Genomic DNA, 24,659 nt, shown 5'->3' on the forward strand with positions numbered 1-24,659 from the left:
CCGGGCCGGCATGGAGCCCAAAAGCTCACGCTGGGCGCTCTAGCCAAGGGTGAGAGGGGCGCTGCAGAGTTTGCTGGCCGGGCCGGCATGGAGCCCAAGAGCTTACGCTGGGCGCTATAGGCCAAGGGCGAGGCGGGCGCTACAGAATTGGCAGGACTGGCCGGCAGGGATGACGGCGTCGTGGTGAAATAAGGGTTTACCCCTGTCACTGCCCAGCGCATGATCGTCCGCGACCGCCCCACCGGCTTCAATCTCTTTCTCATCCTGCGCGGCTCGGTGCTGCAACGCATACGCTGGGTGCTGTGTCTGAATGTGGGCTTGGCCATCTTGGTGACGCTGGCCCATGGCAATTTGTTCGACATCAAGATCACCCTCACGCCCATTCCCTTCACCTTGATTGGCCTGCCGCTGGCCATTTTTCTGGGCTTTCGCAACACCACGGCCTACAACCGCTTCTGGGAGGGGCGCAGGCTCTGGGGCGAGCTGACCATCTGGGCCCGAACGCTGTCGCGCCAATGCCAGAGCATGATCCACCAGCCCCTGGTGCTGGATGCACACAACCGCGTGGGCGATGTGCGCGTGCGCATGGTGCACCGGGCCATCGCCCATGCGCATGCGCTGCGCTCGCAGCTACGTGGCCACCAGGATGATGGGGTGCTGGAGCGCTGGCTGACGGCCGAAGACTGGTTTGCCATGCGCAATCAGCCGCTGAACTACCGCCCCGATGCCTTGCTGCTGGCCAATTCACGCGATCTGAGCGACTGCCTGCGCAAGGGCTGGATTGACTCCATGCTGGCCAGCCAGATCGACAAGACCCTGACCGGCATGACGGCGGCTGCTGCCTCGTGCGAGCGCATACGCCACACGCCGATTCCGTTTTCCTACACCTTGCTGCTGCACCGCACGGCCTATCTGTATTGCTTTTTGCTGCCCTTTGGCCTGGTGGATACCACGGGATTCATGACGCCTTTTGTGGTGGCCATCGTGGCCTATACCTTCTTCGGCCTGGATGCCCTGGGCGATGAGCTGGAAGAGCCTTTTGGTGTGGAAAGCAATGACCTGCCGCTGGATGCCATGTGCAGGGGCATAGAGATCAGCCTGTGCCAGTCGCTGGGTGACCCCGACGTACCGCCCCCGCTACAGCCCTTGGATTACAGGCTGACTTGATGCCGTGTTCTGAGGGCAGAGCCGTAGTCTTATTGGGCTTTGCGGGGTGCCTCGCTTGGAGGCGCCCATACAACGCTTGATGCTTTGTTGCTCGCCCTTGCCGTATGCAAATACTGTCTGCGGGCAAGCGTCGCGCCTCAAGCATTGTCTGGGCGTTGTGGGGAAGGCGCAGGTATTTGTCAGCGCTTTCGAGGCCCACTCCAGCAGGCATTCAAGTCCTTGCTCACGCAAAACGGACCCGTGAGGGTCCGTTGCGTTGAGGGCCGGGCAGTGCGCTTACGCTGTCACGCCGGCGGTGTCTTGCATGCGTGCCGACACTTCACCGAGGTGGTGCAGGCTGTCGCCATAGGTCATTTCCAGCTGGGTCAGCTTTTTGAAATGGTGGCTGATGATGTATTCATCCGTCACGCCAATGCCGCCATGCAGCTGCACGGCCTGCTGGCCCACATGGCGCATGGACTGGCCCAGCTGCACGCGGGCGCGGGCGATGGCCTGGCGGCGTGCAGCGGCTGGCTGGTCCAGTTGCAGGCTGGCGTAATAGCTCATGGAACGGGCCAGTTCCAGCTGCATCTTCATGTCGGCCGCGCGGTGGCGCAGGGCCTGGAAGCTGGCAATCGCCACGCCGAACTGCTTGCGCTGGTTCAGGTATTCGGCGGTGGTGTGCAGGGCCTGCTCCATCACGCCCACGGCTTCGGCGCAAATGCTGGCGCTGCCCACGTCCACGGCCAGCTCCAGGGCGGCCAGGCCGTCGGTGCTTACCAAGGTGGCGGGGCTGTTGCTGCACTTCAGCTCGGCCGCGCGGCCACCGTCTTGCGTGCCATAGCCTTGGGTGGAGACCCCTGCGGCCGAGGCTTCGACCAGGAACAAGGCCTGCTGGCCGTCCAGCATGGCAGGCACCAGAAAAGCGTCCGCCTGGTCGCCCACGGGGACTATGCTTTTGTGAGCTGTCACTGCATATGCAGCGCCGCTTTTCGTGGCTTTTGCCTCACATAAATCAAGGCGGTAGCGGGCCTTGCGCTCCTGCTGGGCCAGCACCACGATGGCTTCACCGGCCGCAATGCGCGGCAGCCAATCGGCCTGAGCGGCGTCGCAGGCGTATTGGCGCAACACGGCGCTGGCGATCAAGGCCTGGGCCAGGGGCTCCAGCACCATGCCACGGCCCAGCTCCTCCATCACCACCATGGCGTCGACGGAGCCCAGACCCAGACCGCCATGCTGTTCGGGCACGGTGAGGGCGGTCAGGCCCAGCTCGGCCAGCTCGATCCAGGTGTCACGAGAAAAACCACCGGCCTTCACGGCGGCACGGCGGTGCTCGAAGGTATAGGCCTTGTCTACCCAGCGGCGCACGGCATCGCGCAGTTGCTGCTGGTCTTCGGAAAAATTGAAATCCATAAATGTCTCCTGGTGCTGGATGTGGGTAAAAAGGCGCTGGGCGCCGCTTCACATGCCAGCGAAGCTCTGTCTAGAGCCCCCTCACGGAGGGGGCGCGGGGGAGCGGGAAAATAGCGTGGCCGCTCCAGATCTCAACATCAGCCCAGAACCGTCTGCGCCACGATGTTGCGTTGCACCTCGTTCGAGCCCCCGTAGATGGTGGTCTTGCGCATATTGAAGTAGCTGGAGGCCAGCGGGGCCAGGCCCAGATTGCCGCCGGGGTAGTCGCCTTGCCAGCCGGCCTCCATGGCCTCGTGGATCAGGGGCAGGCTGAAGGGGCCACCGGCCAGCATCATCAGCTCGGTGTAGCGCTGCTGGATTTCGCTGCCCTTGATCTTCAACAGGCCGGCAATGTCCAGCGGGTTTTTGCCGCTCTTCTCGGCCGAGAGCACGCGCAGCACCAGCATTTCCAGAGCCACCACATCCACTTCCAGGAGCGCGATCTGGTCGCGAAAGCGTGAGTCTTCCCACACGCCCTCGGCCTGGGCCACGCGCTTCAGGCGCTCCAGCTCGCGCTTGGCGCGGTTCACGTCGGCGATATTGGTGCGTTCGTGGGCCAGCAGGTGCTTGGCGTAGGTCCAGCCCTTGTTCTCTTCACCGATGAGCTGGTCGGCAGGGACCTTCACGTTGTCGAAGAAGACTTCGTTGACCTCGCACTCGCCATCGAGCAGCTTGATGGGGCGCACCGTCACGCCGGGAGACTTCATGTCGATCAGCAAAAAGCTGATGCCGGTCTGGGGCTTGCCTTCGTTGCTGGTGCGCACCAGGTTGAACATCCAGTCGCCGTACTGGCCCAGCGTGGTCCAGGTTTTCTGGCCGTTGACGATGTAGTGGTCGCCCTGGCTATCTGTCACACGTTCGGCACGGGTCTTGACGCTGGCCAGGTCCGAGCCCGAGCCCGGTTCGCTATAGCCCTGGCTCCACCAGACTTCGCCGCTGGCAATGCCGGGCAGAAAGCGCTGCTGCTGTTCCGGCGTGCCAAAGGCCTGAATCACCGGGGCCACCATCACCGGGCCAAAGGGCACGATGCTGGGGGCGCCGGCCTTGGCCAGCTCTTCGGCAAACAAATGCTTTTGCACGGCGCTCCAGCCTGGGCCGCCGAATTCCTTGGGCCAGCCATAGGCCAGCCAGCCTTTTTTGCCCAGGGTCTTGGCCCAGCCCTGGATGTCGGCCCTCGTCAGGCGCAGGCCTTCGTGCACTTTGCGGGTGACCGCAGGGTCCAGATGTTGGTGTATCCAGTTGCGCACTTCCTCGCGGAAGGCTTGCTCTTCGGGCGTGAATGCCAAATCCATGCGGAGTCTCCTTGTAGTGCAAGGTTTTTAGCATGGTCGTTCGCTTGTCCTATGTCGGCGGGGCGACAGCCTAGGGTCTGTCCTGTGCTGGGGTCGCTCATGGAATTTTGCAGGGCGAAAGGGCAGGCCCTTATTTATTCATGCAGCTCCAGCACGTTCATGCGTGCAGCGTCCAGCGACCAGTTGTGGCCGACTACGGCTTCCTGGCCGCGCACCAGCCGCTGGGGCTGTATGGCATCGCTTTCGCTAAACAGTTTCAACTGCTGGCGCAGCAGAGGGCCGCCGGGGTTGGAATGCGCCTGCTGGCCGTTGAAGCTGACCGGAGCCTGCATGTCCTCCAGGTCACCACGCAGTGCGCGCAGCAGCGTCAGGCTGCCCCGGTCGTCGCTGCCGATCCCCCAGACGAAAAGCCGCTCTGCCTGCAGCTGCACCAGTGCGCTGCTGCGGGGAAAGGGCGCACGGTAGATGTGCACCAGGTCGTAGCCTGGGGCGCCGACCTCGAATTCGTAGCCGATGCCAGGCTGGGCCGAAAACGGGCCCCAGCGGCCATCGGCGCCGGTGGTGGTGGCATACACCGCTGCGCCCTGGCGCTGGCCGCTGACGGCATGCACGGCGAAGACCTGCACGCTGGCACCCGCCAATGGCAGGTTGCTGAGGAAATGGCCGCTGGCTGGATCGCTGGGTATATGACCACGGCCCACCACGGTGCCCGACAGCTGGGGTTGTGCCTCGGCACTGATCCAGCGGCTGTTCTGGCCTGGGGCGGCCGCGGCCGGTGCTGCGGGCGGCTTGCCTGAGAGAAAGGGGAAGAGGGCTTCAAAGGCCGCATCGGAGCTGGCTGCGGCGGGGTAGGAGGCTTGTGCCAGTTCCACATGCGGTGCGCCGGCCAGGCGGAAGGTGGCCGGTGTCTGGCGTGCCGCGACGGCCTCACCCAGGGTCCAGTTGCCTGGGGGCATGGCGTAGGGGCCCATGGCCGTGGTGCCAACGGACAGCCAGCGCAGCAGGCCATCGGGCTGGGCAGGGGGCTGCTGGTTCAGTCCGCGCAGATAGGGGCCTGTGGGAGCGAAGTCATGGTGCTCGTACAGCCCTTCGGTCTTCCATGCGCCGGCATGGGGTGTGCCGGCGGTGACGGCATGGCTCAGATACTGGCCACCGCCCTGGCGCACATAGTCGCGCAGCGCCAGGCCGCTGCGCCCCTGGGCCACCACGGCCACCCGATGCGCACCTGTAGCTGCCAGGGCTTGTTGCACCTGTTGGGCAATGAAGTCGCGCAGGCCATCGGCATCGGTGTAGCCATAGGGCGGGGGAGCACTGGAGGTGATCTGCATGCCGGGGGCGCCGGCCACATTGATGCGCTCTTCGGCGCGTTGCGTGGGCGGCAGCAGCGGCAAGGGCAGGCTGGCGGCAAACAGCCGCTCGCGTGGCCAGCCCTGGGATTCGAAACGCCACAGCATGGTTTGCCATTGCGCTGCGCTGCTGTTCTCTCCATGGATGAAGACGATGGGCACGGGCGCCGCGGTGGGGGTGGCCGCCAGGTCTTTGCTGCGGGCAGTCGACGGGGTGGAGGGCGTTTGCAGGCAACCGGCCAGGACAAGGGAAAAGACGGCGGCAAGCGCCAGGTGCAAGAGGCGAGGAGAACGCGGCAGGGAGGGCAAAGGCATGCGAGAAAGGCCGGAAAAAGTGGAGCAGGCCGAGATGGCGCAGACCGGCCAGTCTATGCCGGGCGGGCCACGCCTTGCCCGCCCGGCGCGGCTGGTGCTGGCTGCGGTCGCCAGTGGCACACCGGCGACCTAGTGAGCTCCGGTGTCGGCCGCGCTTCAGTCTGCCTGTTCGGTGGCGCTGTCCGGCTCCACGCCCAAGGCTGTGCACAGCTGCTGCACCGTGGCACGCAGCTGGGCCACCTCGGCTTCCAGCGCGGCCAGGCGTTGGGCTGTGCCGTGGTCCGCACCACTGCTTGCGCTGCTTTCGCTGGTTGCAGCCAGGGCGCTGACATCGACCTCGCCGCACAGCAAATGGGCCCAGCGTGCCTCGCGGGCGCCGGGTGCGCGGGGCAGCAGCACCACCAGCGGGCCGCCTTTTTCCTCGCTGCGGTCGCGCAGCTCTTCCAGAAAGGCCTCAACCGAACCGATGTCGGCAAAGCGGTGCCAGCGCTCGGTGTTGATGCGCAGCTCGCCCGCAGTCTGCGGGCCGCGCAGCATCAGCAGGCCCAGGATGGCGCTGGCCTGGCTGGGCACGCCCACCACGCGCTCGAAGTTGTGCTCCCAGCGCGTGGCACGCTGGCCGCTGGCTTCCATCACCAGGTGGCGCTGGCGCAGCTCGTCCAGTACGGCCTGGATGTCGCCCTCGCTCAATTGCATGGCCGGAGCGCGGCTGGTCTTTTGGTTGCAGCCGGCCTGCAGGCTGTTCACCGTGAGCGGGTAGCTGTCAGGCACGGTGCGGGCTTTTTCCATCAGCGTGGCGAGCACCCGGACGGCGTAGGGCGACAAAGGCTGAGTGCGGTGGTCGAATGGCATGGCAGGGATAATTCGCAAGTAATGAAAAACATCGTGATTTTGATCTCTGGCGGAGGCTCCAACATGGCAGCCATCGTTCGGGCCGCCCAACAGCAGGAATGGGCACGCCGTTTGGACGCTCGCGTGGCCGCCGTCATCAGCAACAAGGCCGACGCCCAAGGCCTGGTTTTTGCCAGTGAACAAGGCATTGCCACCGCCGTGCTGAACCACAAGGAATTCGCCAGCCGCGAGGCTTTTGATACCGCGCTGGCCGAAACCATAGACCGCCATGAACCTGCGCTGGTGGTTCTGGCAGGCTTTATGCGTATCTTGACGCCGGGCTTTGTGCAGCACTACGCAGGGCGCTTGCTGAATATCCACCCTTCGCTGCTGCCGGCGTTTCCGGGGCTGCACACCCACCAGCGCGCCATCGATGCCGGCTGCAAATTTGCCGGTGCCACCGTGCACGAGGTGACGGCCGAGCTGGACGTGGGCCCCATCCTGGACCAGGCCGTGGTGCCCGTGCTGCCCCAGGACACGGCCGAGGCGCTGGCGGCACGTGTGCTGGCGCAGGAACATGTCATCTACCCCCAGGCGGTGGCAAGTTTTTTGCGAAAACTGTAGCGCCTTGCGCAGGCGCACATTGCGCTGGCACCTGTTTTTAATGAAATTCCGGGGTACCGGCCATCCCGGAATGGCGCTGCCTGCGGCGCCATATGGCCATGCACCAGCGGGTCGGTCCGCATCTTCTGGCCGGGGGCGGCCGGGCTGGGAATCGCCCTGGTTGTCGTTTGCAGGCAACAGTTTTTCGCGGTTGGTGTTGCGAAATTACAAGCTGTATCAATGATCCTTGGCTGTGCTGCCTGCTTGCTCGGCTTGCCGCAGGATTTCCCAGTCCACAGGCCGAAATGGCGCTCTGACCGTGTGGGGCTGAGGGGCTTTGCTGCCGGGTGTGGGGCCGGTCGACTGCTGGCGCCAGCAGGACGGTAAGGCTTTGTTTTCATGTTTGTATCGCCGGCTGAGACAAGACAGCTTCCAAGACCCTGAATTGCCTACGGGGTATGCCACCTTTTGTCCGGCAGGAGAGTGAACGCTTCACTACACTTCTTTCAGTTTTGGAAGCGATCACAGAAGAGGGAGCTGGGAACGATGTACCGAATCTTGGTGGTGGATGATGACGAGGAAATCACGGCGTTGCTCAGCCAGTACCTGGGACGCTTTGGCTTTGAGGTGCACTGCGCCCATGACGGCGTGGGTATGCACAGCGAGCTCAAGGCCCATCGTATTGATCTGGTGGTGATGGATGTGATGTTGCCCGGTGTGGACGGACTGACGCTGGCGCGCCTGTTGCGGCAGCAGTCACAGATTCCCATCATCATGCTCACGGCAAGGGCCGAGTCTTACGACTGTGTCGTGGGCCTGGAGCTGGGGGCTGATGACTACATAGGCAAGCCTTTTGAGCCCAGGGAGCTGGTGGCGCGCATCCACAGCGTGCTGCGCCGGCACGGCCATGCCCAGCCCAATGCCCGCCAGGCGACGAATGTGCGCTTTGATGCCTGGACGCTGCAGCGCCTGGAGCGCCAGGTGGTGGACCCGCAAGGCATGGTGGTGCCGCTGTCTTACGCCGAATACCGGTTGCTTTGCACCTTGCTGGAGTCGCCGCGCCGCGTCTTCAGCCGCGAGCAACTGATGGAGCAGGCCCGGGGCCGCACCATGGAGACCATGGACCGCAGTGTGGATCTGTTGGTCTCGCGTCTGCGCCACAAGTTGGGTGAAGAGGGGCCGATGCTCATCAAGACCGTGCGGGGTGCCGGCTATATGCTGGATGCGCGCCAGGTCCAGGCCAGCGCGGTATGAATATGTCTGATGCCCCTGCTTCGCCTGGCAGCTTGGGCGCTGCGAGCGCACCGGTGACCACGCCCTCTTCCCCCTCCAGTGAAGGCCATGAAGCATGGTGGCGTTGGCTGTTGCGTTGCTGGCCGGACACCTTGTTTGGCAGGCTGGCACTTTTGCTGGGGCTGGCAGTCATCATCAGCCATGTGCTGGCCTTGAGCTTGCTTTTCGAGTTTCGCCCCGCGCGGCAGCCGGAGCGACAGATTTGCGTGGTGCCCGAGGTGCTGAGCCCCATCAATCCATCGGCAGAAAAGCCGCATGTGGTGGGGCGTGTGCTTCCCCAGCAGCTACAGCCTGGCGGCTATGCGGCGCAGCCGTCCGAGCAGCCCCGGCCGCGAAAACTGCTGCCTTTTTCGATCGATGTGGGTGTGCGCCTGGCGGTGCTGCTGCTGGCAGCCTGGCTGGGCGCGCGCTGGCTGTCGCAGCCCATGCGCCGCCTTGCTGTTGCGGCGCGAGAGCTGGGAAACAATATCAACCGTCCGCCGCTGCCCGAAACCGGCACGGTGGAGTGCCGCGAAGCCAGCCAGGTGTTCAACCAGATGCAAGAGCGCATCCAGCTGCAGCTGCAGGACCGCGATCGGCTGGTGGCGGCCGTCTCCCATGATCTGCGCACCCCGCTGACCCGGTTGCGCCTGCGCGCCGAGCTGCTGGATGACGCCGAGACCACGCAGGAGTTCCAACGCGACATCGCCGAGATGGAGGCCATGATCCAGGACACCCTGGACTATCTGCGTGGCCAGGCCCAGGGGGTGCCCATGGTGCGTGTGCAGCTGCAGGCCCTGCTACAGAGTGTGATGGACGACTACGCACTGGCCGGCGTGCAGATACCGCTGCGGGGCGAGGCCCGCCCTGTTCAGGCCCAGCCGGGGCAATTGCGCCGCTGCGTGGACAACCTTATTGCCAATGCCTTGCGTTACGGCGGTGGGGCCGAGGTGTGGCTGGAAGACGGCCCGCAGGGCGTGTGCATCACCGTGCGCGACCATGGCCCTGGTTTGCCAGATGACGCATTGCACGAGGTGATGCAGCCTTTTGTGCGCATGGACGCTTCACGCCATCGCCACCATGGCGGGGTGGGCCTGGGCCTGTCCATTGCCCGTGATATTGCGCTGCGCCACCACGGGCAGCTCAGGCTGCTCAATGCGGACGACGGTGGCCTGTGCGCCGTTCTGGAGCTGCCGCACAACCAGCCATAAAGTGCCATCGCGCGGGGGCCCATGCCATTCCGCTGTGCACCTTGTAAGAGCGTGTTCAAAGTCTCCTGAGCAAGAGCCCCAAGAACGCCAGATGGACGAACTGCAAGCTGGTGTTGAGCCAACGCTCGCAGTTTTTCCATAACCTTCTGTTCTTCTCCAGCCAGGCGAAGCTGCGCTCCACTACCCAGCGCTTGGGCATGACCTTAAAGCTGTGCATCTCGCTCCTCTTGGCGATTTGCACCGTCACGTGCTCGCCCAGAATCTCTTGTACGCCCTGCGCAAAGGGCTGGCCCACGTAGCCGCTGTCGCACAGCACGCCTTGCACTCGCCCCAACGTCCGCTTACAGCGCTGCAGGGCCTGCAGGGCACCTTTGCGGTCCGTTACCTCGGCCGTGGTCACCGCAATGGCATGTGGCAGCCCCTGCGTGTCCACCGCAATGTGGCGCTTGATCCCACAGACCTTCTTGCCCGCGTCATAGCCCTTCAGCCCCGCCGTGTCCGTGTTCTTCACGCTCTGCGCGTCCACAATCAAGAACGCGCTGCATGCGTTGCGCCCCAGTTTCTCGCGGGCCGCGCCAACCTGATTTTTTTAAAGCCTGCTCCAGCAGGCTGCCTTCCTCGCGGGGCTCGCTCCAGATCGCCCAGTACGAATGCACCGTGCGCCACTTGGGAAAGTCGCTGGGCAGCGCTCGCCACTGGCAGCCCGTGCGCAGCAGATACAGCACGGCGCAGAACACCTCGTAAAGCTCCACCTTGCGTGGGGCCGTCCTTTTGCGCGCACTCTCCAGCATTGGCCGGATCACTTCGAACTGCTCGCGCTTGATATCGCTGGGGTAGCCTTTTCTCATCCTGCGAGCTTCTCACATCTGGCGAGACTTTGAACACGTTCTAAGAGCGTGTTCAAAGCCTCCTCGCGGCGCGCCAGTGTCTTTGCGCTTGCGGGCGGGCTTTGTCTGCTGCATTCATTGCATGGCCGATAGGTTTCAGCCAATCGATCCCATACAGCCCATACAGCGCCTTTGCATAAAGGGTGTCGAATGTGCCTGCCTGCCTGCCTGCCTGCCTGCCTGCCTGCCTGCCTGCAGTTGTGCAGTGCATCGCAGTCATATGGCCTGGCGCAAAAAAATCCCAGGGAATAAGACCTTGGTGAAAATGATGGCGGTGAAGCCTGTGTTCAAAACCATATTAATAAGCAGGACTTTTAATTGTTAAAAGAAAATACAAATACAGATGTTTGTATCTTGTTTGTTTGGTATTTATCGGTCAATTGATACGTAAAAATTTATAATTCTTTCAAAAAGCGCAGTGGTTTTTGAAAATAACTGCATGCTGGGATATACACTCGCCATTCAAAATGACCATGAAATAATTTGTCTTCACACAATTTCGACTATGCATCACATTCTGGTGGTTGACGACGATGAAGAAATTACCACGTTGCTGACCCGTTATCTCACGCGTTTTGGCTTTGCCACTTATGTGGCCAGCGACGGCGACAGCATGCGTGCGCAGCTTGCGGCCCATCCCATCGACCTGGTGGTGCTCGACATCATGCTGCCGGGCGTGGATGGAATTCGCTTGGCCAAAGAGCTGCGCGAACGCTCGCAGCTGCCCATCATCATGCTGACGGCCAGGGCCAACCCGTTTGACTGTGTGCTGGGGCTCACCTTGGGTGCCAACGACTACATGGGCAAGCCTTTTGAGCCGCGTGAGCTGGTGGCGCGCATACAGAACGTGTTGCGTTACACCGCAGCGGCGGCGCAAGCGGGTGAGGTGCCACAGGACCTGTCCGAGGTGGTGCAGTTCGATGGCTGGCAGCTCTACAGCATGGAGCGCTATCTGGTGGCCCCGGATGGGGCAGTGGTGCCGCTGTCAGGCGCGGAATTCCGGCTGTTGAGCACGTTTTTGCGCTCCCCTCGGCGGGTGTGCAGCCGGGACCGGCTCATGGAGCAGGCCCAAGGACGGACGATGGCGGCCTTTGAGCGCAGCATCGATTTACTGGTCTCGCGCCTGCGCCAGAAGCTGGGGGATGACCCCCGATCCCCCACGCTGATCAAGACCGTGCGCGGCGTTGGCTATTTGTTCGAGGCGCGCAAGGTTCAGGGGCAGGCGGTTTGGCCTAGATGAACGCCTCCCCCTGAGCCGCTGCGCGTCTTCCCCCCCTCTATCGCTGTGCGATGGAGGGGGACGGCACCAGCGCGGCGGGGCGGCCCTTGCGCGGTGCCCTGACATGGACCGCGCCAGTTTCGTAGGCTGTGGCGTTGGCTCACAAGCGCTGTCTGGGCCTTGCGGGATTGGATACCCGCTTGAACCCTCCACTCCCATTTCGGTTTGTATTTCCCTGAATGCGGTGCGCAGCGCTCAAAAACTGGCGCGACCCAGGTCAGCAGACAGCGACCCAGGTCAGCAGACAGCGAGCAAGGGCCGCCCCGCAGTCCCCCTGATGGGAAGACGCGAAGCGGCGCAGGGGAAGTGGAGCATTTCAAGCCGGGGCCTGGCCCAGCAGGGCCGTCTTGAGTCGTGGGTCAGCGGGCTGCTCGCCCAGCCAGATATTGAGCAAGGCGTTGTAGAAGGCAATCTCCTGTATGGGCTGTATCACCCGGCGCTGGTTGTGTTCGATCACCGTGCCGGTGCCTGGAATCCAGTCCAGCGTCAGCAAGTCGCCGCGGCGCAGGCCGGTGGGCAGGCGCGCAATGGCCTGGCTGAGTCCTTCCATTTGCTCCAGCACATGGGTGTCCGTGTGTGCCAGGTCTTTGGACAGTTTTTCCAGCACGCCCGCTTTGAACTCTTGTGAGGAGATATCGCGCATCAGCCGGATCACCAGGCGGCGCGGCCCATCGCTTTGGAGTACGGCCTCGGTGGTGCGACGTTGGTCGCGCAGATAGAGGCTGACGGTGTATATCTTGAACATCAGGCGTGTGCTGACGCCGGCGCCATTGAGCAGCAGGTGCTGGCCTGCCACTTGCACCGAGTTTCCGGTGACGGTGCCATCGGTCTCGGTGGCGCGCGCCAGGCCCGGGAAACAGGTGGCTACGCAGGATGCGAGCGCCAGGGCGCGTTGGTAGGGAAGGTACATGGCTTGCTCCTTGCAAGGTGATGGCAGCAACCGGCCTTGCTGCAAAAAAAGGTGGCCGGGGAAAGAAGAAAGCAAGGGCGCGGGGTTCACCAGATGGCCAGGCTGTTGGTGAGCACCCGTTGCAGCCAGCTGCGTTGACCGGCCTCCGAGGTGTCGCCGCGGCCGGCGACCTCCAGCCTGGCGTTGATGACATCGGCCGAGCCCACGATGTTTTCCGGTCGCAGGTCGCGCGGGTCGACGATGCCGGAAAAGCGCAGCGTCTTGACGTCGCCATTCATGGCCGTGCTGCGCTCGCCCGCCACCACCAAATGGCCGTTGGGCAACACATTGATGACCGACACCGCGATCTGCCCGGTGAAGCTGGTGCTGTTGCTGGTGCTGCCATCGCCCTTGAAGGAGTCACTGCCCGAGGCCGTGGCGTCCAGATTCAGCATCGAGCCCAGAAACCCGGTGCCGGAGTTGCTGCCCGGCCCCTTGTTGATGATTTCGTTCTCGCGGCTGGCATCGGTCTTGGCCGTGCTGCTGGCGTTCATGGATTCCGCAATGTCGACCTTCAGGCTGTCGCCCACATGGCGGGGCTTGGCGCGTCCACCAAAGGGGGCGTTGAAGGTGCTGGCCCGAAAGAGGCTGCCGGTGTTCACGCGCTCAATGGCTGCCAGACGCGGCGGGGCGGTCACGGCAACCGGGGCCGTGACGATGCTGGGCTCGGAAGTGCTGCAGCCGGTCAGCAGATGGGCACACAGGGTGGCAGCTGCCAGCAAAAAAGGGCGGGGAAGAGAGTGCATGGAGGGCTCCTGGACGCAAGAAAGAGGACGCAGAGCGGGGTTTCAGTAACCGGTCACCAGGGCCGCCACCACGGGGCTGAGCTTGGTGCGGGTGTCGCTCCATTTGCCTTTGGCCAGATGGATGTCGAGCTGGAACTGGCTGGACGAGAGCAGCTCGCCGCTTTTCGAGCGCAGGGCCAGCTGCGCCGAGCTCATATAGGGGCGCAGCTCGCCCGTAAGCGGTGTGACGCCCCAGTCGAAGTAGGCCGTGTATTCCAGCCAGATGTTGCACAGCCGGGCTGCGGGCGGGTTGTCGTAGACCTTGCTGCTGACGCCGTGCGACTGCAGCTCGGCCTGCAAGACGGGCACCAGATCCGGCACCTGGTTCTGGGGGTTGAACTCAATGCACACATCGCTGGGCACGCTGCGCAGGTGGTAGAGGGTGTTGCGGGCCTCGGGCGCCGCAGACGACACGGCGGTACTGGCCAGTCCACCTGCGGCCTTGACCAGCTCCCACAGCGGCATGGGAGTGATGATGGAGCAGCCTGTTTGCAGGGTGCAGGCCGCCATGCTCAGGGTGCAGAGCCGGAGGAAAGAGGGGGGGCGCATGCTCGTCTCCTTGCGGGGCATCAGACGATCTCGCTCAGCATGGAGCGCACCGTGGTGGCGCCCAGCGCCAGATAGGTGGCTACGCCCTTGGCGCCGGTGCTCACGGCATCGACCACGGTGTCCGCACCGCTTTCTAGAGCGCCCATCACCGCCTCTGTGCCGCTTGCCACGGTGTCCACAACGGCGTCCGTTCCCGTCTCGAGGGCATCCATGACGCTGTCTGCGCTGCTCTCCAGGGTGTCCATCACGGTGTCACTGCCGGTTTCCAGTGCATCCATCACGCTGTCTGCACCGCTCGCCAGGCTGTCCACCACCGTGTCGGAACCGTCTTCCAGAGCCTCCATGACCGCCTCTGCACCGCTGCCTATGGCGTCCAGCACGGCCTCGGCGGCGTCGCCCACGGAATCCGCAGCAGTGCCGAGCATTTCGGAGGTGCTGTCCACGCCGTCACTCAGCAGGTCGCCGATGCCGGATGCCGCGTCTTCCATTGCTTCCCCGAGCAGGGCCAGGCTTTCGGCGCTGAAGGTGCAAATGGCGCTGACCATGCTCGACGTATCGGCCTGGTCCTGGGTGGTGCTGCTGGTGCTGCGGGTTTGCGCGGGCAGCGGTGTGGTCAGCGAACGGGTGGTGGTGCTTGAAACCGATGTGATGTCGCTCATTGCAAACTCCTTGAAGAGGTGAGCGAATACTAGGATTTCAGGCCACAGCTAAATAAATGGAATAAAAGGCGTTAATCCGGACAACTTACAAAGCGCATGCATGCAATCAACAATATGGATACGAAAGAAAAGCGCTGAGATCTGCTTTTGCGTGCATTTTGTAGCGATGTGGAAAAAATAGAGTCACCAATGCAATACAAGCGCCAGCGCTCTGCCTCGCAGCGGGACCAAGCTTTCGCTCTGGATATTCTTTTGATTTGTATCTATTGAATGAAACGATATTCCATAAGCGGAAAGTCGTGATAAAAAGAATCCATGGAGCTTAAAAACCAATGAAAGCAGCATGAACCCTCTGCAGGCCATTCAATCCGTGCGCGGCATCAGCCATCTGGGCGATGCCTTGCAGTCCAAACGTTCGCTGGGAGATGTGGCCGGGGCCGTGGTCGGGACGGTCTATGCCACCCAGTCCGGTGGCCTGGGCAGCCTGGCCAGCGGCATGTTGGAAGAGATGACCTCGGCACTGGTGGATGGCGTGGTGTCGGGTGTGTCCGAGGTGGTGGACACCTCCACCGCTGCTGGGCGCGCCGTGGCGTCTTACACCAGCCAGGGGGTGCAAAGCCTGGGCAAGCTGGTGGATTTTTTTGCCTGAGACGGCCTGCTGATTGCTCTTTTAAAGTGAGCTGCTAGCGCTTGTATGGCGGGCATTAGCGCCGGGTTTTTATCAAATTGACTCCGGGCGCTGCGCTCCCACCCAGGCAAAACGCGGCTGCGCCACGCCATTCACCTCTACGGTCTCGGTAAACATGGCGGCAGGGCGCACCCACAGCGCGCCTTCGCCATATAAGGGGCGGTATACCACCAGAGCCTCCAGCGTCTCGCTGTGGCGGGCAACTTCCAGCACCTGGTAATGCTGGCCTTTGTAGTGGCGGTAATAGCCGGCGGGAATCTGGGGCAGCGGGGTGAGCGTGTCGAGGGTGTCTGAAGAGGTCATGGCTGCAGATGGTAGAGCAGGGGGAAGGCCTGCCCCAGCAACCAGCGCGCTGCTTGGGAATCGGGGCAATGGGACAATGCAGGCTATGCATCCCAAAGCCCTTCTGGACGCTTGCGCCGAACTGGTCAAGCTGACCTTGCAATTTCAACACCCGGCCGACGCCGTGGTGTCCCGCTATTTCCGCGATCACCGCAACCTGGGCCCGCGCGAGCGCGCCACGCTGGCCGAGACGGCCTACACCGTGCTGCGCAAGAAAACCCTGTTCGAGTCCTTGGCCCGTTCCGGCAGCGGTCCCAAGGAACGGCGCCTGGCCATTCTGGGCTTTCACGGCCCGCGCAGCTTTTTGAAAAGCGCGCTGAACCCGCAGGAAATCCAGTGGGTCGACGACTGCGACGCGGTCAAGCCCGAAGAGCTGATGGCCCAGCACCGCCACAATCTGCCGCAATGGATGGCCGATGCACTACAGGCCCAGGTGGGCGATCAGTTTGAAGCCCTGGCCGCCAGCATGCTGGAATCCGCACCGCTGGATCTGCGCGTCAACGCCTTGCTGGCCAAGCGCGATGCCGTGCAAAAAGAACTGGCCCAGGCCGGCATCAAGGCCGTCGCCACACCGTATTCCCCCTGGGGCCTGCGTGTGGACGAAAAGCCCGCGCTGACCCGGCTGGAGGCCTTCCAAAAGGGCCGTATCGAGGTGCAGGACGAAGGCTCGCAGCTGCTGGCCCTGCTGCTGGATGCCAAGCGCGGCGAAATGGTGGTGGATTTTTGTGCCGGTGCCGGTGGCAAGACCCTGGCCATTGGCGCCTCCATGCGCAACACCGGCCGCCTGTACGCGTTTGACGTGTCCAGCCACCGCCTCGAAGCCCTCAAGCCCCGCCTGGCGCGCAGCGGCCTGTCCAACGTCCACCCCGCCGCCCTGGCCCATGAGCGCGATGAGCGCGTCAAACGCCTGGCCGGCAAGATTGACCGCGTGCTGGTCGACGCCCCTTGCTCCGGCCTGGGCACCTTGCGCCGCAACCCCGATCTGAAGTGGCGCCAGGACATGCAGGCCGTGGCCGAGCTGACCGAAAAACAGCTGTCCATCCTGAGCAGCGCTGCCCGTATGGTGAAAAGCGGCGGCCGCCTGGTCTATGCCACCTGCTCCGTGCTGCCCGAAGAAAACGAGCGCATTGCCGAGGCCTTTCAACAGGCCCATCCCGACTTTGTGCCGCTGGATGCCGGTGAAACCCTGGAAAAGCTCAAGGTGGAGCAGGCGAATAGCCTGTGTGCTGGTGGCGAAACCGGCACGCAATATGTGCGCCTGTGGCCCCATGCTCACCAAACCGACGGCTTCTTCGCCGCCGTCTGGGAACGTAAGTAAAAAATGCTTGGTTGCTGCCTTGTTGTGAGGCGGCCATGCAGCGCTTGATGCTTTGTTGCGTGCCCTTGCCGTACGCAAGTACTGTCAGCGGGCGCGCGTCGCGCCTCAAGCGCTGTCTGGCCGTTGTGGTTGTGCTTTTGTGCCCGCTGCACTGTTCAGGCCCGCTCCGGCCTGCATTCAACTTCCACGCCTTCTCGCCCCTGCACCCTCTACCATCCTCCGCATGAGTTTCCAATACGAAAACCTGGCCCAGCTCGACCTCTGGACGAGCTTCTTCAAAGTCACCCCGCTCGAGCTGCCGGCCGAGCGCCAGATGCGTCCCCGTCGCATCAGCGGCTTTATCCGCGCCAAGGCGCAGCCAGCGCCCGAGACGGCGGTGCCTGCCGCACCTGTGGTGGTTGCGGATGCCGGGGCTGAAGTGACGGCCGAGAGCGGTGGCAAAAAAGCCGCGCCCCCGGTGGAGCGCGAATGGGTGACGGCGCAGTGGGGGCTGGTGCCGGCCTGGGTCAAGTCGGCATCTGACGCCCGTTTGCGCTCGCTCAAGCTGATCGAGGCGCGCAACGAAAGCGTGTCCACCACCCAGGCTTTTCGCGATGCCTGGCTGGCGGGGCAGCGCTGCATCATCCCCATTCAGGCCTTTTATGAGGATGACTTGCGCGCTGGCGGCAAGCCCATCCCCACGCGCATTGCCCGCGTGGATGGCGAGCCCATGGGCGTGGCGGGTGTGTGGTCACGCTGGCAAGACCCGGAAACCGGCGCCGAGTTGATGAGCTACGCCATGCTCACCATCAACGCCAACAGCCACGCCTTGATGCGCCGCTACCAGCACCCGGGCAGCGAAAAGCGTATGCCCGCCATCCTGGGGGAAGGCACTTATGACGCCTGGCTCACCGCCCGCCAGGAAAAAGCCCGCGAATTCATGCGCGCCTACCCGGCCAACTGGATGCTGGCCAATCCGGTGGAAAACAAAAAGGACAAAAAGCCCAAGGGCTTGTTTGATTGAACATTGCTGGGGAAGCGCCGCGTTTTCTTGAGCGCTATAGCAAACAAAGCAAATCGTCCCCTTGTCTCGCTCCCTCTTCCCTTTGCAGGAGAGGGCAGGGGTGAAGGAAGGTTTGCAGCAGTGGCTGCAGCTGGTCCTCCAAAGATTTTCTATTGAACAGCTGCCGAGAGCCTGTTGGCCTAGACCAGCATGTGAATACCTGGGGACAGCCCCTCACCCCCACCCTCTCCCCGAGGGGCGAGGGGCAATACGGGGGCAGCGGCCCTGGATCGCACAACCGCCCGGTGTTGCTCCTTCCCCTTCGGGGGAAGGCAGGGATGGGGGCAGGCCCCTTGTCTTGCGCCCTCTCCCGCTTGCGGGAGAGGGTCGGGGTGAGGGCCGGTTTGCAGCAGGCCGCTGTGTCCCTTGGCACAAGCAAAAGCAGAACCCGAACGACTCAGGCCGCAGCAGGCTGTTGCCGCCCCAGCAGCCTGCGCACCGCTGCGTAGAGACCTGCCACCCAACTGGGCTGCGGCGCAGGCTCCAGCAGCTGCAGCTGCACGGGATTGCTATCCAGGCTGTGCAGATGCAGCCACACCGGCATGCCGTCGTGGCCACCTTCGATAAGCTGGCCGCAGGCCAGCTCGCGCTGCTGGGCCAGCAGTACCTGACCCCATACGAGCGGGCCGCTGCGCACGCCCACACGGCCTTCCAGGCACAGCAAACGCCAGCCTGGTGGCAGGCACAGCACAGGCGTGGTGCGCGGATCAATCCGCTGTGGTTGTGCAGTGGCGGCGGTAGACATGGGCGTTCTTTCAAAGTGGTGTTGCAAGGCCTCCAGCATAAAAATCGCGCCCTGTTTGCAACAGGCACAGCCTGCGGAACAGAAAAGCAGAACAGCAGCGAAACAGGCGCCCTGTTCCGCATGCGGGCATGTCGTTCTGTATCTGTTGAGCGGGCCGCGCCTGCGGCATCATGGGGTCCTGCCTGGTCCATCTTCTGGCTGATCTGCCCATGCCCCGCTCCACTGCCTCGCCCCCGCCTTCGTCCTCGGAGTTACCGCTGTACCGCCAACTGGCCCAGGTGTATGAACAGGCCATTGCCAGCGGCAGCCTGCGCCCCGGCATGCAAATGCCTTCGGTGCGCGAGCTGCGCCAGCGCCACCAGGTCAGCCTGTCCACGGCGCTGCAGGTGTTGCGCTGGCTGGAGGCCCAGGGTGCCGTCGAGGTGCGCGAGCGCGTGGGCTATTTTGTCTGTGCGCCCCGCACACTGGCTGCCGTGCCCGCCGCACGCGAGCCCGATATGCATCTGCCGCTGCAGCCTGACCCCCAGCTGTTTGCCGGCATCAACGAGCGCATCTCGGTGATTCTGGAAAAAGCCCGCCTGGCCGGCCCGCTGGTGGTGGACCTGGGCAGTGCCATGCCTGCCCCCAGCCTGTTCGATGGCACGGCGCTGAACAAGCTGGCCGTGCGCCTGCTCAAGGAGCAGCCCGATGTGCTGGTCTATGGCCCATCTGCGCCGACCACCCACTCCGAGTTCCAGCAGGCCATGGCCCACCATGCGCTGCGCTTTGGCCTGACCCTGGCGCCCGACGAGGTCAGTGCCACCCATGGCAACTCCGAGGCGGTGAACCTGGCGCTGGACGCCGTGGCCCAGCCCGGCGATGTGATCGCGGTGGAGTCGCCCACCTTCTTCGGCATCTTGCAGGCCATCGAGGCCCAGGGCCTGCGCGCGCTGGAAATCCCCAGCAGCCCGCACACGGGCATCTCGCTGGAGGCGCTGGAGCTCGCCGCCCGCAACGAGCCCCGCCTCAAGGCCGTGGTGGTGGTGCCGCATCTGCAAATGCCCCTGGGCAGCGTCATGCCTGATGCCCACAAGCAGCGCCTGGTGCAGCTGTGCGCCGAGCATGGGCTGGCGCTGATCGAGGACGATATCTACCGCGAGTTCATGGACACCCCCCAGCCCGCACGCCCGGCCAAGGCCTGGGACCAGCCGGGTGACAAGGGCTGCGTGATTTACTGCGTCTCGCTCAGCAAAAGCTTTGCCCCCGGCCTGCGCCAGGGCTGGATGAGCGGGGGCCGCTGGCATGCGCGGCTGCAAATGCTCAAGTTCTCGCGCACCCGCAATATGCAAAGCTGGTCACAACTGCTGGCCGCGCGCAGCGTGGACTCTCCCGCCTACGAGCGCCATCTACGCCGCATGCGTGCCCAGCTGCAGGTGCAGCGCGAGCAGGCCGCCCAGGCCGTGGCGCGCTACTTTCCCGTGGGCAGCCGCTTCAGCCTGCCGCGCGGAGGGCTCAGCCTGTGGGTGGAACTGCCGCCCGCTATCTCCACCATGGCCCTGTACGACGAGGCCCTGGCGCGCGGCGTGCGCATCGCGCCCGGGCCCATGTTCTCCAATACCGGGCGCTATGAAAACTTTATTCGCCTGAGTTGCGGCCTGCCTTTTACCTCGGCGGTGGAGCAGGCCTATCAGACGCTGGGGGCACTGATGCATGAGCAGCTGCGGGCTGCGGGGCCGGAGTTGGTGTTGGTGAGGGCTTAGTTTTGAAGACTGTGCTTATTTTTATGGGCTGTTTGGAAAGTGGGAGTGTTGGCTTTCGACCGAGGCTGTGTGGAAACTCAAAAACTTCACCGGCATCTCAGCCAATGGGTCAACAAGCTCTTGCATTTCGTGGTGTTGAAGATTTTTTCCCTCAAGAACGACCTGTCCCCTCCCAATCGGGCATCCAACGCCGTTTCTGACTCCAATTTCACCCTTTAAAAGGGCTCACCTGCCTACCAGACGCATTGCAGCCATGGTTCTTGCGAACCCAAGAATTCCAAGCACTCGCTTAAGGTTGTAGGCCAGCACATTCAAGCTCATCTCGGTGCTCACATTCGGCAGCCGCCTGGTTAGGAAGTGCGTGTACCCCATCCAATGCTTGAGCGTGCCGAACACATGCTCCACCGTCCGCCTTCTCACCATCATGGCGTCAGGCATTTGGTCCAAACGCTGCTGCGCTCGCTCCACGACGTCTTCGTGCTCCCATCGACTGATGCGGCGGTAATCGCTGGGCGTGCACTGGGATTTGATTGGGCATTGTTTGCAAGCGCTGCTCCAGTAGCGTCGCATTTGCAGACCTGCCTCCTCGCGGGTGAAGCGGTAGATGGCCCGCTGTCCTGCGGGGCACTGGTATTCGTCATCTTTCTGGATGTAGATGAAGTCTGAGCGATCGAAGCGGCCTTTGGCACGCGCACCAGATGTATTGGGCTTGGGAAGAATGGCTGCTACACCAGTGTCTTCGCATGCTTTGATCTGCTCACCACTGTAATAGCCACGGTCCGCAATGGCTTGCAGCTTGCGTTTGCCCATGGCCTTGCGTGCAGCCAGTGCCATGGAAGCAAGAGCACTTCTGTCATGGCCTTGATTGATCACTTCATGGGCGACGATCAGATGATGTTTGGCATCTACCGCTACCTGAACGTTATAGGCCACCATGCCAGAGCCTCGGCCACTGGTGGCCATGGATCTGGCATCTGGGTCTGTTGTTGATAGCTGCTTGTCCGGCTGCTCTTTGAGTTGTTCCTTCACCTCATCGAGTGCCTGCATTTGTTTGCGCAGCAAGGCTATCTTGTCTTGGAGTCGGGTGGTCCGCGCCTCAAGCTCCGCAGGCTGCGTGCGATCTGCTGTATCCAGATCTGCCAGGTAGCGCTGAATGCTTTCTTCGATCTGCTGTTGGCGCTTGTCAATCTTGCCCAAGGTGAAGTTCTTGTCACGAGTGTTGACGGCTTTGAACTTGCTGCCATCAATCGCTACCAGAGCCTTGGTAAACAGCTTCAGATCACGACACAGCACTACGAACCGGCGGCATACATTGCGGATGCCTGCGCCGTTATCTCGACGGAAATCAGCGATTGTTTTGAAGTCAGGTGACAAACGGCCAGTGAGCCACATGAGCTCCACATTGCGCTGCGCTTCACGCTCCAGGCAGCGGCTGGATTGGATGCGGTTGAGATACCCGTAGATGTAGACCTTGAGCAGTACCGCAGGGTGATAAGCCGGGCGACCTGTGGCTGCAGGTGTTGCCCCATCAAAGCCCATCGAACACAAGTCCAGTTCTTCAACGAACGCATCGACAATGCGCACGGGATTGTCTACACCCACAAAGTCATCGAGACACTCGGGCAGCAAGGTCACTTGCTCGCGGGCCTGGCCTTCAATGAATCGCTTCATGGGTCACCTCGCTAAAACCGGGTGCTGTGATTTTAAATTTTGAAGCGTGAGCGGCCAAGCGTTTTCACACAGCCTCGACCCAGAGCTGTCTTTCAGCTTGCTGCGTTAGCATGCGTCCGCGACTTTCGTCGGATTTCTAAAAATTGATGTGCCCCAAGTATGAACACAATTGACGCTGGAATGCATAGGTCACTCTGTGCAAAAGCTCCGCATCCTGTCCTTTTGATTGATGGAACACCGCTTGAGATGTGGGCTAAAGGGGTAATTTCCTCCGATGCTCTGGGGACTGATTCAACTGACACACTTGTCCCTGCTCAAGGGTGGCTGGTTGATGAATCCGATTTACAGAATGCTTGGTATCTCTTGGAACCCAAAGATGAAAGTTCATCAACGATAGTGCCAGTATTGATTTGTCCAGACGATATGGACATGAGCTGCACTGTTGCTGTGGTAGAGCAACAGGTTGATACTCAAACAGTGTCATGGCTAAGAATCGGTCGCGCTACGGATGTGCGCAATGGCATCGTTGTTTCAGTTGCATGGGAAATGCCCAGCCAAAAGGCTGTATTTGACAAGGCTGCTTTTCGTGCTGCAGTTGATGAATTGAAACGACTGACTGATGAAGAGTGGCACTAGCCTGCACAGTAGGTGACCGGCAGCTCCTGGCCGAAGGCCGCCATCCAACGTTTAGTCAATAAAAATCCCCGCCAAGCCAAACAGCCCGCGGGGATTCCTTATTTGATAGCTGCCTCAGCGCCTGCAGCAAGCGCCAGAAGCCTAAAACACTCTCAAATCAAGCCGTCACAGCCTGCTCCAGCAGCGCATCAATGGCCGCATGCTGGGCCAGGGTCTGGGCGCAGGCATGGGCGGCTTCCTCGCCTTTTTGGATGAAGTGCTGGCGGAAGAAGTCCACCAGTTCGCCATGCTGGAAGTTGTAGGGTGTCAGCGCCACGGAGAACACGGGCACGCCGGTGTCGAGCTGCACGCGCATCAGGCCGTCGACCACGGCGGTGGAGACAAACTCGTGGTGGTAGATGCCGCCGTTGACGATCACGGCGCAGCCAATGACCGCATCGAACTGGCCGGACTGGGCCAGCTTTTGCGCCATCAGCGGGATTTCAAAGGCGCCGGGCACATCGATCTGGTGAATGCGTGCCGGGGCAGCGCCCAGCTCGGTCAGGCGGCGTGCGGCGGCGTCGCGGGCCTGGTGGACCACGTCGCTGTGCCAGTTGGCGCTGATGATGGCGATGCGGGCCTGGGCCAGTGCAGGGTTGGCCGCGCTGGTGGTGGGGAGGGAAACCGAAATCTGATTCATGGTGTTGGTCTGGAAAGACGTGGAACAAATGAATCAGGGCGCGCGAAGGCAGCGCAGCCAGAGACGGTTGCACATGGCGCGGCCATGCCGCACCCATGCGCTGCCGCCCCAGGCTGGGGGACAGGTCTTCACGTTACTCTTTCATCCGGACTGTGACCGTCGGCTCTGGCATCGCACCAGATCTGCTGACCTTGCCGGGGCTGTGCCTGGCAAGCGCTCGCGGGCTCGCAGCCTAGGCTGCATACCGCCGGTGGGGAGTTTCACCCCGCCCTGAGAACGTTGTCGCCCTTGGTGGGCAACGTGGACATTGTAGGACGCTGCCGGCGCCATCCACTGTCACCTCGGTAAGAGCCTGCTGCGGACGCGGGCAACAAAAAACCGCCAGGGCCGGGGCCGGTGGCGGTTTTTTGGGGAATCAGGCCGAATTACTTCAGCTTGGCTTCCTTGTACTCGACGTGCTTGCGAGCCTTGGGGTCGAACTTCATGATCGACATCTTTTCAGGCATCGTCTTCTTGTTCTTGGTCGTGGTGTAGAAGTGACCGGTACCAGCAGTGGAAGCCAGCTTGATCTTTTCGCGTCCGCCTTTAGCAGCCATGGTGTTTCTCCTTCAGGAAATTAAGCTTGGCCACGGGCGCGCATGTCTGCGAGCACGGAGTCGATACCGTTCTTGTCGATCAGGCGCAGAGCAGCGCTGGAAACGCGCAGGCGCACCCAACGGTTTTCGCTTTCCACCCAGAAACGGCGGTACTGCAGGTTGGGCAGGAAACGACGCTTGGTCTTGTTGTTGGCGTGGGAAACGTTGTTGCCCACCATGGGCTTCTTGCCCGTAACTTCACATACGCGTGCCATTGGGACACTCCGATAGTTGAATCGGCCGCCGGCTCTGAGCCCCTGCTGTGCAGGGTTGTGCCGACAACCTCACCTCGCCAGTTTGAATGGGTGGCGGTAACCCGTTTGCTATCCATGTCCCAATCTGTTGGTACAGACGTCCCACATCCAGCAAAGCCAGGGATTATAGCCAGGAAATGAAAAAGCCCCTGAAGGGGCTTGGAATCACCCCCTGAGGCGCTGCGCGCCTTCACCCCTCTCTGGCGCTACGCGCCGGAGGGGGACGCTGCCAGCGCGGCGGGGCGGCCCTTGCGCGGCAGCCTGGCCTGCGCTGTGCCAGTTTCAAGCGATGTGGCCTTGGCGCAGTCGCAAGGATGCGACAGTTCAGCAACCA

At 62.5% G+C, this 24,659-nt stretch carries 26 protein-coding genes and 1 riboswitch; of the genes, 11 read left to right on the top strand and 15 right to left on the bottom strand.

Features of this window, described 5'->3' with window-relative positions; genetic code table 11:
• Window positions 1-219: 219 nt before the first annotated feature.
• Window positions 220-1,167, top strand: a complete 948-nt coding sequence (locus tag ACA027_RS04990; protein ID WP_370681303.1) for a bestrophin family protein — start codon at window positions 220-222, stop codon at window positions 1,165-1,167.
• 276 nt (window positions 1,168-1,443) lie between these two features.
• Here the strand turns inward: ACA027_RS04990 and ACA027_RS04995 are convergent, their stop codons facing one another.
• The 3 genes from ACA027_RS04995 to ACA027_RS05005 all read right to left on the bottom strand — a co-directional run bounded on the left by ACA027_RS04995 (window position 1,444) and on the right by ACA027_RS05005 (window position 5,551).
• Complete coding sequence (locus tag ACA027_RS04995; RefSeq protein ID WP_370681304.1) at window positions 1,444-2,559, bottom strand: acyl-CoA dehydrogenase family protein; 1,116 nt, start codon at window positions 2,557-2,559, stop codon at window positions 1,444-1,446.
• Between the two features lie 137 nt (window positions 2,560-2,696).
• Window positions 2,697-3,890: an acyl-CoA dehydrogenase family protein gene (locus ACA027_RS05000; RefSeq protein WP_370681305.1), complete on the bottom strand. Its 1,194-nt coding sequence runs from the start codon at window positions 3,888-3,890 to the stop codon at window positions 2,697-2,699.
• Between the two features lie 134 nt (window positions 3,891-4,024).
• Window positions 4,025-5,551: a hypothetical protein gene (locus ACA027_RS05005; RefSeq protein ID WP_370681306.1), complete on the bottom strand. Its 1,527-nt coding sequence runs from the start codon at window positions 5,549-5,551 to the stop codon at window positions 4,025-4,027.
• On the opposite strand from ACA027_RS05005, the gene ACA027_RS05010 reads away from it, so the two are divergent.
• Window positions 5,550-5,684 (top strand): hypothetical protein, encoded by a 135-nt coding sequence (locus ACA027_RS05010; RefSeq protein ID WP_370681307.1) that lies wholly within the window; start codon window positions 5,550-5,552, stop codon window positions 5,682-5,684. The two genes, ACA027_RS05005 and ACA027_RS05010, sit on opposite strands and share 2 nt — an antisense overlap.
• Window positions 5,685-5,707: 23 nt before the next feature.
• On the opposite strand, the gene ACA027_RS05015 is transcribed toward ACA027_RS05010, so the two are convergent.
• Complete coding sequence (locus ACA027_RS05015) at window positions 5,708-6,403, bottom strand: YceH family protein (RefSeq protein ID WP_370681308.1); 696 nt, start codon at window positions 6,401-6,403, stop codon at window positions 5,708-5,710.
• Between the two features lie 21 nt (window positions 6,404-6,424).
• Here ACA027_RS05015 and purN point away from each other — a divergent pair, with 21 nt between their 5' ends.
• The 3 genes from purN (at window position 6,425) to ACA027_RS05030 (ending at window position 9,468) form a co-directional block, all read left to right on the top strand.
• The gene (purN, locus tag ACA027_RS05020; protein ID WP_370681309.1) at window positions 6,425-7,006 is read left to right on the top strand and encodes a phosphoribosylglycinamide formyltransferase; all 582 of its coding nucleotides are present in this window, start codon (window positions 6,425-6,427) and stop codon (window positions 7,004-7,006) included.
• A 525-nt stretch (window positions 7,007-7,531) separates the two neighbouring features.
• Window positions 7,532-8,239: a response regulator gene (locus tag ACA027_RS05025; protein ID WP_370681310.1), complete on the top strand. Its 708-nt coding sequence runs from the start codon at window positions 7,532-7,534 to the stop codon at window positions 8,237-8,239.
• The gene (locus tag ACA027_RS05030; protein WP_370681311.1) at window positions 8,236-9,468 is read left to right on the top strand and encodes an ATP-binding protein; all 1,233 of its coding nucleotides are present in this window, start codon (window positions 8,236-8,238) and stop codon (window positions 9,466-9,468) included. The genes ACA027_RS05025 and ACA027_RS05030 overlap by 4 nt, the downstream gene beginning before the upstream one ends.
• Window positions 9,469-9,523: 55 nt before the next feature.
• Here ACA027_RS05030 and ACA027_RS05035 read toward each other — a convergent pair.
• Window positions 9,524-10,316, bottom strand: a protein-coding gene (locus ACA027_RS05035; protein WP_370678786.1) for an IS5 family transposase whose coding sequence is annotated in 2 segments (ribosomal slippage) — window positions 9,524-10,058 and window positions 10,057-10,316 — 795 coding nt in all. Because the reading frame shifts where the segments join, the coding sequence is not laid out codon by codon here.
• Window positions 10,317-10,860: 544 nt separating this feature from the next.
• On the opposite strand from ACA027_RS05035, the gene ACA027_RS05040 reads away from it, so the two are divergent.
• Window positions 10,861-11,595, top strand: a complete 735-nt coding sequence (locus tag ACA027_RS05040; RefSeq protein ID WP_370681312.1) for a response regulator — start codon at window positions 10,861-10,863, stop codon at window positions 11,593-11,595.
• A 355-nt stretch (window positions 11,596-11,950) separates the two neighbouring features.
• Here ACA027_RS05040 and ACA027_RS05045 read toward each other — a convergent pair whose 3' ends face one another.
• From ACA027_RS05045 to ACA027_RS05060, 4 genes are all read right to left on the bottom strand, one after another.
• Window positions 11,951-12,544: a chalcone isomerase family protein gene (locus ACA027_RS05045; RefSeq protein ID WP_370681313.1), complete on the bottom strand. Its 594-nt coding sequence runs from the start codon at window positions 12,542-12,544 to the stop codon at window positions 11,951-11,953.
• An 86-nt stretch (window positions 12,545-12,630) separates the two neighbouring features.
• Entirely contained in the window at window positions 12,631-13,329 is a 699-nt protein-coding gene (locus tag ACA027_RS05050) for a flagellar basal body L-ring protein FlgH (protein WP_370681314.1), read from the bottom strand.
• Window positions 13,330-13,371: 42 nt separating this feature from the next.
• Entirely contained in the window at window positions 13,372-13,917 is a 546-nt protein-coding gene (locus ACA027_RS05055; protein WP_370681315.1) for a cell division protein FtsI, read from the bottom strand.
• A gap of 20 nt (window positions 13,918-13,937) precedes the next feature.
• Window positions 13,938-14,576, bottom strand: a complete 639-nt coding sequence (locus ACA027_RS05060; protein WP_370681316.1) for a hypothetical protein — start codon at window positions 14,574-14,576, stop codon at window positions 13,938-13,940.
• Between the two features lie 343 nt (window positions 14,577-14,919).
• Between ACA027_RS05060 and ACA027_RS05065 the strand changes: the two genes are divergently transcribed.
• Window positions 14,920-15,225, top strand: a complete 306-nt coding sequence (locus tag ACA027_RS05065) for a hypothetical protein (RefSeq protein WP_370681317.1) — start codon at window positions 14,920-14,922, stop codon at window positions 15,223-15,225.
• Between the two features lie 72 nt (window positions 15,226-15,297).
• On the opposite strand, the gene ACA027_RS05070 is transcribed toward ACA027_RS05065, so the two are convergent.
• Entirely contained in the window at window positions 15,298-15,567 is a 270-nt protein-coding gene (locus tag ACA027_RS05070; protein WP_370681318.1) for a DUF1653 domain-containing protein, read from the bottom strand.
• Between the two features lie 85 nt (window positions 15,568-15,652).
• Between ACA027_RS05070 and ACA027_RS05075 the strand changes: the two genes are divergently transcribed.
• Both ACA027_RS05075 and ACA027_RS05080 read left to right on the top strand, forming a co-directional pair.
• Window positions 15,653-16,924 carry an RsmB/NOP family class I SAM-dependent RNA methyltransferase gene (locus tag ACA027_RS05075; RefSeq protein WP_370681319.1) on the top strand — a complete coding sequence of 424 codons (1,272 nt, stop codon included), beginning with the start codon at window positions 15,653-15,655 and terminating at the stop codon, window positions 16,922-16,924.
• Between the two features lie 223 nt (window positions 16,925-17,147).
• Complete coding sequence (locus ACA027_RS05080; protein WP_370681320.1) at window positions 17,148-17,927, top strand: SOS response-associated peptidase; 780 nt, start codon at window positions 17,148-17,150, stop codon at window positions 17,925-17,927.
• A 436-nt stretch (window positions 17,928-18,363) separates the two neighbouring features.
• On the opposite strand, the gene ACA027_RS05085 is transcribed toward ACA027_RS05080, so the two are convergent.
• The gene (locus ACA027_RS05085; RefSeq protein ID WP_370681321.1) at window positions 18,364-18,711 is read right to left on the bottom strand and encodes a hypothetical protein; all 348 of its coding nucleotides are present in this window, start codon (window positions 18,709-18,711) and stop codon (window positions 18,364-18,366) included.
• A 209-nt stretch (window positions 18,712-18,920) separates the two neighbouring features.
• Between ACA027_RS05085 and ACA027_RS05090 the strand changes: the two genes are divergently transcribed.
• Complete coding sequence (locus ACA027_RS05090; RefSeq protein ID WP_370681322.1) at window positions 18,921-20,450, top strand: PLP-dependent aminotransferase family protein; 1,530 nt, start codon at window positions 18,921-18,923, stop codon at window positions 20,448-20,450.
• A gap of 225 nt (window positions 20,451-20,675) precedes the next feature.
• On the opposite strand, the gene ACA027_RS05095 is transcribed toward ACA027_RS05090, so the two are convergent.
• Window positions 20,676-22,121 carry an IS1182 family transposase gene (locus ACA027_RS05095; protein WP_370678848.1) on the bottom strand — a complete coding sequence of 482 codons (1,446 nt, stop codon included), beginning with the start codon at window positions 22,119-22,121 and terminating at the stop codon, window positions 20,676-20,678.
• Window positions 22,122-22,280: 159 nt separating this feature from the next.
• Between ACA027_RS05095 and ACA027_RS05100 the strand changes: the two genes are divergently transcribed.
• On the top strand, window positions 22,281-22,757 hold the full coding sequence (locus ACA027_RS05100) for a hypothetical protein (RefSeq protein ID WP_370681323.1): 477 nt from the start codon (window positions 22,281-22,283) through the stop codon (window positions 22,755-22,757).
• Window positions 22,758-22,914: 157 nt separating this feature from the next.
• Here ACA027_RS05100 and ACA027_RS05105 read toward each other — a convergent pair whose 3' ends face one another.
• The 3 genes from ACA027_RS05105 to rpmB form a co-directional block, all read right to left on the bottom strand.
• Window positions 22,915-23,436, bottom strand: coding sequence for a 6,7-dimethyl-8-ribityllumazine synthase (locus ACA027_RS05105; protein ID WP_370681325.1), 522 nt, complete (start codon window positions 23,434-23,436; stop codon window positions 22,915-22,917).
• 128 nt (window positions 23,437-23,564) lie between these two features.
• Window positions 23,565-23,718: riboswitch (FMN riboswitch) on the bottom strand.
• A 143-nt stretch (window positions 23,719-23,861) separates the two neighbouring features.
• A complete protein-coding gene (gene rpmG, locus ACA027_RS05110; RefSeq protein ID WP_370681326.1) occupies window positions 23,862-24,032 on the bottom strand; it encodes a 50S ribosomal protein L33 in 171 nt (56 codons plus the stop codon).
• 20 nt (window positions 24,033-24,052) lie between these two features.
• A complete protein-coding gene (gene rpmB, locus ACA027_RS05115; protein ID WP_003058229.1) occupies window positions 24,053-24,286 on the bottom strand; it encodes a 50S ribosomal protein L28 in 234 nt (77 codons plus the stop codon).
• Between the last annotated feature and the right edge of the window lie 373 nt (window positions 24,287-24,659).

Source organism: Comamonas sp. GB3 AK4-5, assembly GCF_041320665.1.
In the GTDB taxonomy this organism is placed as follows: Bacteria; Pseudomonadota; Gammaproteobacteria; order Burkholderiales; family Burkholderiaceae_C; genus Comamonas.

What these genes read in the sequence shown, in the direction of transcription:
- ACA027_RS04990 (WP_370681303.1), top strand. Translation starts at nt 220, where the DNA reads ATGATCGTCCGCGACCGCCCCACCGGCTTCAATCTCTTTCTCATCCTG.
- ACA027_RS04995 (WP_370681304.1), bottom strand. Translation starts at nt 2,559, where the DNA reads ATGGATTTCAATTTTTCCGAAGACCAGCAGCAACTGCGCGATGCCGTG.
- ACA027_RS05000 (WP_370681305.1), bottom strand. Translation starts at nt 3,890, where the DNA reads ATGGATTTGGCATTCACGCCCGAAGAGCAAGCCTTCCGCGAGGAAGTG.
- ACA027_RS05010 (WP_370681307.1), top strand. Translation starts at nt 5,550, where the DNA reads ATGCGAGAAAGGCCGGAAAAAGTGGAGCAGGCCGAGATGGCGCAGACC.
- ACA027_RS05005 (WP_370681306.1), bottom strand. Translation starts at nt 5,551, where the DNA reads ATGCCTTTGCCCTCCCTGCCGCGTTCTCCTCGCCTCTTGCACCTGGCG.
- ACA027_RS05015 (WP_370681308.1), bottom strand. Translation starts at nt 6,403, where the DNA reads ATGCCATTCGACCACCGCACTCAGCCTTTGTCGCCCTACGCCGTCCGG.
- purN (WP_370681309.1), top strand. Translation starts at nt 6,425, where the DNA reads ATGAAAAACATCGTGATTTTGATCTCTGGCGGAGGCTCCAACATGGCA.
- ACA027_RS05025 (WP_370681310.1), top strand. Translation starts at nt 7,532, where the DNA reads ATGTACCGAATCTTGGTGGTGGATGATGACGAGGAAATCACGGCGTTG.
- ACA027_RS05030 (WP_370681311.1), top strand. Translation starts at nt 8,236, where the DNA reads ATGAATATGTCTGATGCCCCTGCTTCGCCTGGCAGCTTGGGCGCTGCG.
- ACA027_RS05040 (WP_370681312.1), top strand. Translation starts at nt 10,861, where the DNA reads ATGCATCACATTCTGGTGGTTGACGACGATGAAGAAATTACCACGTTG.
- ACA027_RS05045 (WP_370681313.1), bottom strand. Translation starts at nt 12,544, where the DNA reads ATGTACCTTCCCTACCAACGCGCCCTGGCGCTCGCATCCTGCGTAGCC.
- ACA027_RS05050 (WP_370681314.1), bottom strand. Translation starts at nt 13,329, where the DNA reads ATGCACTCTCTTCCCCGCCCTTTTTTGCTGGCAGCTGCCACCCTGTGT.
- ACA027_RS05055 (WP_370681315.1), bottom strand. Translation starts at nt 13,917, where the DNA reads ATGCGCCCCCCCTCTTTCCTCCGGCTCTGCACCCTGAGCATGGCGGCC.
- ACA027_RS05060 (WP_370681316.1), bottom strand. Translation starts at nt 14,576, where the DNA reads ATGAGCGACATCACATCGGTTTCAAGCACCACCACCCGTTCGCTGACC.
- ACA027_RS05065 (WP_370681317.1), top strand. Translation starts at nt 14,920, where the DNA reads ATGAACCCTCTGCAGGCCATTCAATCCGTGCGCGGCATCAGCCATCTG.
- ACA027_RS05070 (WP_370681318.1), bottom strand. Translation starts at nt 15,567, where the DNA reads ATGACCTCTTCAGACACCCTCGACACGCTCACCCCGCTGCCCCAGATT.
- ACA027_RS05075 (WP_370681319.1), top strand. Translation starts at nt 15,653, where the DNA reads ATGCATCCCAAAGCCCTTCTGGACGCTTGCGCCGAACTGGTCAAGCTG.
- ACA027_RS05080 (WP_370681320.1), top strand. Translation starts at nt 17,148, where the DNA reads ATGAGTTTCCAATACGAAAACCTGGCCCAGCTCGACCTCTGGACGAGC.
- ACA027_RS05085 (WP_370681321.1), bottom strand. Translation starts at nt 18,711, where the DNA reads ATGTCTACCGCCGCCACTGCACAACCACAGCGGATTGATCCGCGCACC.
- ACA027_RS05090 (WP_370681322.1), top strand. Translation starts at nt 18,921, where the DNA reads ATGCCCCGCTCCACTGCCTCGCCCCCGCCTTCGTCCTCGGAGTTACCG.
- ACA027_RS05095 (WP_370678848.1), bottom strand. Translation starts at nt 22,121, where the DNA reads ATGAAGCGATTCATTGAAGGCCAGGCCCGCGAGCAAGTGACCTTGCTG.
- ACA027_RS05100 (WP_370681323.1), top strand. Translation starts at nt 22,281, where the DNA reads ATGAACACAATTGACGCTGGAATGCATAGGTCACTCTGTGCAAAAGCT.
- ACA027_RS05105 (WP_370681325.1), bottom strand. Translation starts at nt 23,436, where the DNA reads ATGAATCAGATTTCGGTTTCCCTCCCCACCACCAGCGCGGCCAACCCT.
- rpmG (WP_370681326.1), bottom strand. Translation starts at nt 24,032, where the DNA reads ATGGCTGCTAAAGGCGGACGCGAAAAGATCAAGCTGGCTTCCACTGCT.
- rpmB (WP_003058229.1), bottom strand. Translation starts at nt 24,286, where the DNA reads ATGGCACGCGTATGTGAAGTTACGGGCAAGAAGCCCATGGTGGGCAAC.